The sequence below is a fragment of the Brachyspira catarrhinii genome (assembly GCF_005518285.1).
Lineage (GTDB): Bacteria > Spirochaetota > Brachyspiria > Brachyspirales > Brachyspiraceae > Brachyspira > Brachyspira catarrhinii.
In genome coordinates, this window is the sequence record NZ_SJDU01000076.1 from 1 (window position 1) to 7,878 (window position 7,878).

Consider the following 7,878-nt stretch of genomic DNA (forward strand, 5'->3'; position numbering starts at 1 on the left):
CTGCTTAATTTTTCTATATTATTAAACTCTGCTTAATTTTTCTATATTATTAAATTCTTCGTCATATTTTTCTTTCAAAACGGACAATTTGCTATCCATATCGCCCAAATTGGAAGCGGTATTTTTAATATAACTGTCTATATTTTCTTCCAAATTAACTTTTATATTATTATATTGATTTTCCAACTCTTGCATTTTTGCGCTTGCATGAGTTTCCAAATCTTTATACAAATATTCTTTTTCCAAATTCAAAGAATCCAATATTTCTTCTTGCTTATTTCCCAATATAGAAGAAAATTCCGAAGTTTGATAATGAATTTCGTCTATTTTTTCTTTTAATAAATTTGTCTCGCCTTCGACATCCGCTCTGAGTTCGTTTATTTCGGCAATCAAAGAACCTCGAGCGTTATCAATAGAATATTCCATGTCGTCTTGCGTTTTTAATAAAATATCGCTTTTCAATTTTTCTATATCGTTTGAAATTTCTTCAAATCGGTTTTCCGCTTTAAGTAAAGTTTCTTCGCTCATTCCGTCAAGAGCGATAATCAAATCGGACAATTCTTTTGTTTTATTTCTGTAAAGAGTTATTATTCCGTCATTTTCGTTTTCAAGGACATCTCTTATATTGTTTGAAAATATTTCGACTTCGGTTAATAATCTTCTGTTTATATCGTCTTTAAGCGCGTTAAAATCCAAATCCAATCGATTCGTTCTTTCGGCATAATCGTTTGCAATAAAATCGGCTTTGTCTTTTATATCGTCTATAGACTGTTCTAAAGAAACGGCTTTTTGTTCGATAGATTCTAAAAACGCTTCTTTATCTTGAGTTATTTTTTCAAGTCCTTCTCTTAAAGAAGAATATAACATTTCTTTAGTTTTTTCCATTTCGTCTCTAAATTCCAAAACGGTTGATTCGGTTATTGAATTTAATCTATCGTGAATTGTGTCTCTTAAATTAATTAATTCGCTTTCGAGTCCATCTTTTGATTGGCTTAAAGTTTCGTATCTTTCTTCAATGCCTTTTGATTTCAAATCGATTTCGTCCGCAAACGAAGAATATTTATTAATGAGTTCCTCTCTGCTTTTTTCAAACAATTCCGCCAACTGCTCGATATTATTTTTCGCGGTTCTCTCTGCAAGTTGAGTGAGCTGATTTGTAAATAATTCTTCTTTTCTTGCCACATGAAGTTTAAACTCTTCCGTTAGCGCCGATATTTTTTCTTTTTCTTGTTCCGCCATATCGGTATAACGAGCGTCTCTGTCGAGTAGGTTAGAGGTAAGAGAATCGAATCTTTTATATAATTCGGATTCAAAATCGTTTAATTTGGAATTGTAGGATTCTATAAGTTTATCTTGAACGGAAGAAACATTTTTTTCAAGTTCAATCATTTTTGTTTTTACATCGGAAATTCTTTTATAAGTTTTTTCTATCGTATTTCTTTCTTTTAAAACAGTATCGACTTTATTTAAAATATCCAAATAAGCTTCTTCCAGAGAATCGACTTGTTCTTGATATTGCGAAACCGCCGCTTTATAATCTTTATACGATTCTATTTTAGTGTTGAGTTTAGCCAAATCTTCTTCCATAGACTTGCTTATGAATCCCGCTTTTTTAACGGCAATCTCCAAATCTATAGCGTTGTCTTTCACTTCGGAAATTTTTTCGTCTATTATTCCCTCCAGAGCCGCTTTTTCTTCTTCAAAAATATTGTTGAAATTTCCAATATTTGAATTTCTTCTGTTGTCGATAATCTTTGCGATTCCGACTACTATAATCGGAATTATAAACATTAAGGCAAAATTAAGAATAGGGAACATACAAATCTCCAAATTATTTAATTAACATAAATTTATTAACATAATAATATATTATGTTAATAAAAATGTCAACACTATTTTTAAATTTTTTTTAAACTTATTCATAATCTGCTAATTACCCTATAATAAGTTGTTTTATAATAAATAATTACGCTTGATTTTTTTTTATAATATAGTATAATTATTGCAATTCTTTATTGTTATTTTGGGTATATTAATGGGAAAGATTGTCGTTATTACCGCGCCCTCGGCGGCGGGTAAAACAACTTTAATAAAAAAGTATTTGGAAAATCATCCGCAAACTTTATTTAGCGTTTCGCATACTACAAGAGACAAAAGAAGCGGAGAGATTGAAGGCAAAGATTATTATTTTATCGATAAAGAAAAATTTGAAGAGATGATAAACGAAGGAAAATTTTTGGAATGGGCGAATGTCCATGAACATTATTACGGAACTTCGATTGAAGAAATTGAAAAAGCGAAAAATAAAAACGACACTTTAATACTCGATTTGGATATTCAAGGAGCTTTATTTCTTAAAGAAAACGGAATAAAGGCTAAATATATTTTTATAGAACCCGTTTCGATAGAAGATTTGAAAAATAGGCTTCATGGAAGAGGAACTGAATCGGAAGAAGATATAAAAATAAGAATTTGGGATGCTAAAAGAGAATTGGAATATAAAGACAGATTCGATTTTATAATTAAAAACGAGGAAATTGAAGAGGCTTATAAAGAGCTTGAAAAAGCTATTAATTCAAAAAAATAATTTATAATTTTAATATTAAATATTAATAATTTACGGAGAGAAAAATGAGCATAATACCATTAAAAAAACTTATAGAATATAAAGGAAACCGCTACGAATTAAGCAGAGCGATGATTGAGCTTGCAAAAACTGGCGGAAATTTATTAAGAAACGAAACGAAATACAGAAACGGAAAATATATTCCAACGGTTATTAAAAATATACTTGACGGAAATATAAAATACGAATACGAAGAAAATACAAATATGTCCGTTGATGAAGAAGCTCCTTTCAAAAGCTCCGAAACGGAATACGATTCCGAAACTTACGCTATAGAAGAGCCTAAAGAAGACGAAGAATTGGAAGAAATCTCCGCTGCCTCTAATGACGATGAAGACGATGACGAAGAAGAAAAACCAAAAAGAAGACGAAGAAGCAAAAACAAAGAAGAAAACGAAAATAAAGAAGAAATCGCAGAGAATTTATAATGCCAAAATTTATAAATTCTATGATTACAATTTATAAATTTCATAAAATAAAGTGAAAAAAATCGTTTTTATCTCGGGAGCTACAGCGTCTGGAAAAAGCGCTTTCGTCCATAAATTAATCGACAATTATTTTAACAACGCGACTATAATATCCATAGATTCTATGCAAGTCTATAAATATATGGATATTGGTTCGGCGAAACCTACTCCCGAAGAAATAAAAAAATATAATTATAAAATGATTGATATTATCGAGCCTTCTTTTAATTTCAATATCAAAGATTATCTCGATATATTCAAAACCGTTATTCAAAATATTGGAAAAGAAGAAGAGCCTATTTTCGGAGTCGGCGGAACGGGTTTTTATATAGATTCTATAAAATACGGAATATTTGACGAAACGAACGACAATAAAGAAAATTCGATTAAAATCAGAAAAGAGCTTTATAAAAAAATAGAAAACGAAGGACTAGAATCTTTATATTTTGAGCTTTTAAAAATAGATAAAGAAGCTGCGGAAAATATAGATAGATTTAACGCTCGTAGAGTCGTTAGAGCTTTGGAAGTTTTTTATAATACGGGAAAGAAATTTTCGGAACTTAAAAAAGAAAGAAAAAAAATAATAGATTTGGATTATTTAAGTTATATTTTGGATATAGACAGAGAAACTATTTATAATAATATCAATAAAAGAGTAGATTCGATGTTTGATAAAGGTTTGCTTGAAGAAGTTAAATCTTTAATAAATATGAATGTCGATATTAATAGCACTTCAATGCAAGCGATTGGCTATAAAGAATGCTACGATTATATAGCGGGTAATTCTATGACTTTTGAAGAACTTAAAGAACTGATAAAAAAACGAACTCGCAATTTTGCGAAAAGACAATTAACTTGGTTTAGAAGAGAAGAACATAGAAGAATAAAGCCCGAAGATATAGAGAAAGTTGCAAAAGAGATAAAAGAATTTTACAAATTATAAAGTAATTATTAAAGTTCCAGCAACAATAAAAATAATTCCTATAATCGTTTTTAAGGTTATCGTTTCTTTTAAGAATATAAAAGCTAAAATAATCGTAAAAGCAATCGAGAGTTTATCTATTACGGCGACTTTTGAAACCTCTCCAATTTGAAGCGCTTTGAAATAAAATATCCAAGACAAACCCGTAGTTATCCCCGAAATAATTAAAAAGATTAAATTTTTTGAATTAATCGATTTTATATTTTCAAAAGAATTCGTATAAAAAACTATAATCCATGACATAATCAAAATAATTATAGTTCTTATAGCTGTCGCCAAATTTGAATTAATATTCGATAATCCTAATTTTATAAATATCGCAGTCAAAGAAGCGAATATTGACGACATTAAAGCGTAAATTAAATACATAAAAAATCCTTATATCTTTATTCATTTTAAATATTATTTATAAAAAAGCAATATAAGTTGTAATTATTAGTTTAATCAAATAGTAATTTTTGTAAAAAAAAAAAATAAAACTAATAAATTTATAAATTTTATTTGACATAAATTAAAAAATATGGTTATATATAATATAAAATTTTTTATAAAAGGAGAACATTATGATAAAAAGAATAATAATCATAATTTCACTATCTATGTTAGCTCTTGCCTGTAATAAAAATACGGCATCATCGGGAAAACCGCTTACGAAAAATACGCCAAGCGTAAATAAAAGCGTAAAACAAGGCTCTTTAAGTTTGAACGCGAGCAAAACGGCTTTATTTAGCGTATCCAAATCTGTAGACCAAAGTTCTACTTCAACTTCGGGAGATACGAATACGAATGACATTACCACTATTACGCCTGCCGAAGATACTACGGCAAACGATAGTAAAGCTGAAAATGAAAAAGTATATTCCGTATTAACTAGATTGTATAGCACTGTTTGGTTTCAAACCGAAGAAGAATATGACGATGGACAAGTGGAAACCGACTCTACTTTTCTTTACTTTAATGAAGATTCCAAAGTTGAAGAAAGAGAATTGGAAACTGGCGAACCAGACGAAAGCGAATATTCTATTGTGGAGATAGTCGAAGGTATCGAGTTGGTAACGAGCCAAAATAATAACGATACAACGAGAGATAGAAACGCTTGCATTGTTAAAAATACGGAGATTGGAGACAACGACAGCGAATATCAATTATATTACCTTAAAGACGAAAATACTTTATATGTGATAGAATTGACTGAAAATTACACTAAAGCAAGCGAGCTTAAAACTAAAGCCGATTCAATAATTAAAGAGATTGAAGGAAATAATGCAGTTAAATATAACGAAGATAAATATGCATTATCGACCATATAAACAATAAAATAAAAAATAATTTTTGAGCTTTCATAGATACAAAAGGGGTTTAACTTCATTAGTTAAGCCCTTTATTTTTTATTATCTTTGTAAAACTATATAATAGTTTGCAAAACTATATAATAGCGCAAACTATATAATAGTGTAAACTATAATTAATCATAATCCAATTTGATTAAATAATCTATTTTATCGACTAATCTCTTAAAAGGTCTTTGAACATTAATCATAGCATGTTCCGTGTCGTTTCCGTTTTCATCGACTACATATATATCGTAATAGATTTCTTTATGGTCGTCCTCATTTTGAACCACTAACCTGATAAATATAAAATTATTGATATTTATTCTATCCAATTTAGGCTCGTATTCCATGCTCTTAATTTCCGCATTCAATAATTCTTTTCCAAGATTTTCGACTACCACATTATATATAGAATCAAGTTCTTTCATTATGTAAAAAACATTATTGTCAAACATTAAAATTCTCCTTAAAAATTATTAATTAAAAATTCTTATATTAAATTATAAAGATATAATATAATATTTTAATTTAAATTTCAATTGCCACTTTTTAAAAGAATTTCTTTCGATATAAAAATCGTAAGGACAATTAATATTGCGGCGCTTATTCCCGCGCTTATATAAGGAGATAATCCGAATAATAAAGAAATTATTGCGGTTGTAACTATCGCAAGTATTATTATAATAATTTCAAATATTATAAATAAAATTATTCTTTTTTTGTTTACATGTTTTTTCTCTTCGGGATTCTTATAAGGAATCGGTTTTCTCATATTTTTTCCTCTTTTTCAATTTTTTAATTATTTATTTAAATCTTTATCAATAAAAAGTATCTATATCAAGAGAAGCTCTCGATATCCAAATCTCTTCTTTATTATCTACTTCTACTTTTAAATATCCTTCTTCGGTTATATCTTTGACAAAAGCCTCGATTTCTTTTCCGTCTTTTTTAGCTTTAATTTTTTTTCCGATTATCTCGCTATTTTCTTTAAAAAGTTCGATTAAATTTTTTTCGCCCAAATAAATTTCTTCAAAATAATAAATAAATTCTTTATAAAATTCTTCCAAATCTACTTTTATTCCCGTTTCCAAAAATAGCGAAGTCGCTTTATTTCTTATCTCCGAATAAAAATCGTTTTCATTATGATATAAATTGATTCCCGTTCCAATCACGCATGCTTTTTTATCGTCTACGGTTGTAATTTGTATCAAAGTTCCAGATATTTTTTTATGCTCGACAAGAACATCGTTGGGCCATTTTATATGAGCGTTAATATTAAATTTTTCTTTTAGCAATTTAGTCAAAGCAATGCATGGCAGAAAAGTCAAAACCTCTTTTTTAAACGGAGAATACAACAAAACCGAAAACCATAATCCCAAATCGTTATCGGAAACCCAAGAATTTCCGTAGCTTCCCTTTCCCGCCGTTTGTTTCAAGGCAATATAAACCGTTCCTTCTTTCAAATTTTTATTATTATTCAAATCTTCAAACATTTTTTTATTCGTGCTTTCTATACTTTCAAACAGTTTTAAGTTTCCGCCGTATATTTTGGATTTTAAATTTTCCGTCCAATTATTTTGTAATATGTTAACTTCCATGATTTTATTATATATTAAAAAATTATTATATCAATACTAATTATTATGTTAATTTAATGAAATTATAAACGCTTGACATTCCTACAGTTTATAATATATTTCTTATTCAATAAATTATTAATTTTTTAATTGGAGAATAAAAATGAAAAGAATAATAATAATTTTCATGGTTGTATTTAGCTTAATGTTATCTTGCAGTAATAATAATGAAAATTCTTCTGAGAGTTTAGAAAATACTGAAGGTAGAATCGTATATGTTGGAATAGACGCGGCTTTTCCGCCTTTCGGTTATTTGGAAAACGGAAATATTGCGGGATTCGATTATGATATAATGAGCGAAATAGCCAAATTAACTGGTATAAAAGTCGAATTCAATCAAATGCAATTTGCGGGACTTTTGCCAGCATTACAAACCAAGAAGATAGACGCGATTATAGCGGGAATGACCGTAACCGAAGAGAGAAAACAATTCGTTAATTTTTCTAAAACTTATTATGTGTCGAGCCAAGTTATTTTGGCTCATAGATACGATAATAGCATAAAAAATTTTGATAATCTCGATGGAAAAAATGTCGGAGTCGTTATGGCGACTACGGGCGATACTATTATGAGGGAAAATAAAAGAGTAAATGTTAGAAAATTTTATACTGGAGCGGAAGCGGTTTTATCGTTAAAAGAAAAAAGGATTGACGCTATAGTATTCGATAGAGAGCCATGCAAAAATTTCGCAAAATATAACTCTGAAATTAAACTCATAGAAAGCGATGCCATTCAAGAAAATTACGCGATAGCCGTTCGCAAGGAAGGCGCTTCTCTGCTTGAAAGTATAAATAAAGGAATTTCAATAATTATGACAAACGGAACTTACGAA

Annotated in this window: 10 protein-coding genes; 5 read left to right on the forward strand and 5 right to left on the reverse strand. The window is 28.9% G+C overall.

The window, feature by feature from the left end; all coding sequences use genetic code 11:
- Positions 1–21 precede the first annotated feature (21 nt).
- On the reverse strand, positions 22–1,818 hold the full coding sequence (locus EZH24_RS04330) for a SpiroCoCo family coiled-coil protein (protein WP_419670451.1): 1,797 nt from the start codon (positions 1,816–1,818) through the stop codon (positions 22–24).
- A gap of 217 nt (positions 1,819–2,035) precedes the next feature.
- Between EZH24_RS04330 and gmk the strand changes: the two genes are divergently transcribed.
- From gmk to miaA, 3 genes are read left to right on the forward strand one after another with little or no spacing between them, the layout of a single operon-like run.
- Positions 2,036–2,587 (forward strand): guanylate kinase, encoded by a 552-nt coding sequence (gene gmk / locus EZH24_RS04335; RefSeq protein WP_137997900.1) that lies wholly within the window; start codon positions 2,036–2,038, stop codon positions 2,585–2,587.
- Positions 2,588–2,631: 44 nt separating this feature from the next.
- Positions 2,632–3,054, forward strand: a complete 423-nt coding sequence (locus EZH24_RS04340) for a hypothetical protein (protein WP_137997901.1) — start codon at positions 2,632–2,634, stop codon at positions 3,052–3,054.
- A 52-nt stretch (positions 3,055–3,106) separates the two neighbouring features.
- On the forward strand, positions 3,107–4,036 hold the full coding sequence (miaA, locus tag EZH24_RS04345) for a tRNA (adenosine(37)-N6)-dimethylallyltransferase MiaA (protein WP_137997902.1): 930 nt from the start codon (positions 3,107–3,109) through the stop codon (positions 4,034–4,036).
- On the opposite strand, the gene EZH24_RS04350 is transcribed toward miaA, so the two are convergent.
- Positions 4,031–4,444 (reverse strand): EamA family transporter, encoded by a 414-nt coding sequence (locus EZH24_RS04350; protein WP_137997903.1) that lies wholly within the window; start codon positions 4,442–4,444, stop codon positions 4,031–4,033. The two genes, miaA and EZH24_RS04350, sit on opposite strands and share 6 nt — an antisense overlap.
- 194 nt (positions 4,445–4,638) lie before the next feature.
- On the opposite strand from EZH24_RS04350, the gene EZH24_RS04355 reads away from it, so the two are divergent.
- The gene (locus EZH24_RS04355; protein WP_137997904.1) at positions 4,639–5,385 is read left to right on the forward strand and encodes a hypothetical protein; all 747 of its coding nucleotides are present in this window, start codon (positions 4,639–4,641) and stop codon (positions 5,383–5,385) included.
- A 155-nt stretch (positions 5,386–5,540) separates the two neighbouring features.
- On the opposite strand, the gene EZH24_RS04360 is transcribed toward EZH24_RS04355, so the two are convergent.
- From EZH24_RS04360 to EZH24_RS04370, 3 genes are all read right to left on the reverse strand, one after another.
- Positions 5,541–5,864: a hypothetical protein gene (locus tag EZH24_RS04360; protein WP_137997905.1), complete on the reverse strand. Its 324-nt coding sequence runs from the start codon at positions 5,862–5,864 to the stop codon at positions 5,541–5,543.
- An 80-nt stretch (positions 5,865–5,944) separates the two neighbouring features.
- Positions 5,945–6,181, reverse strand: a complete 237-nt coding sequence (locus EZH24_RS04365; protein ID WP_137997906.1) for a hypothetical protein — start codon at positions 6,179–6,181, stop codon at positions 5,945–5,947.
- Between the two features lie 46 nt (positions 6,182–6,227).
- On the reverse strand, positions 6,228–7,007 hold the full coding sequence (locus EZH24_RS04370; RefSeq protein ID WP_137997907.1) for a biotin--[acetyl-CoA-carboxylase] ligase: 780 nt from the start codon (positions 7,005–7,007) through the stop codon (positions 6,228–6,230).
- A 142-nt stretch (positions 7,008–7,149) separates the two neighbouring features.
- On the opposite strand from EZH24_RS04370, the gene EZH24_RS04375 reads away from it, so the two are divergent.
- On the forward strand, positions 7,150–7,878 hold a 729-nt coding region (locus tag EZH24_RS04375), incomplete at its 3' end, for a transporter substrate-binding domain-containing protein (RefSeq protein ID WP_137997908.1).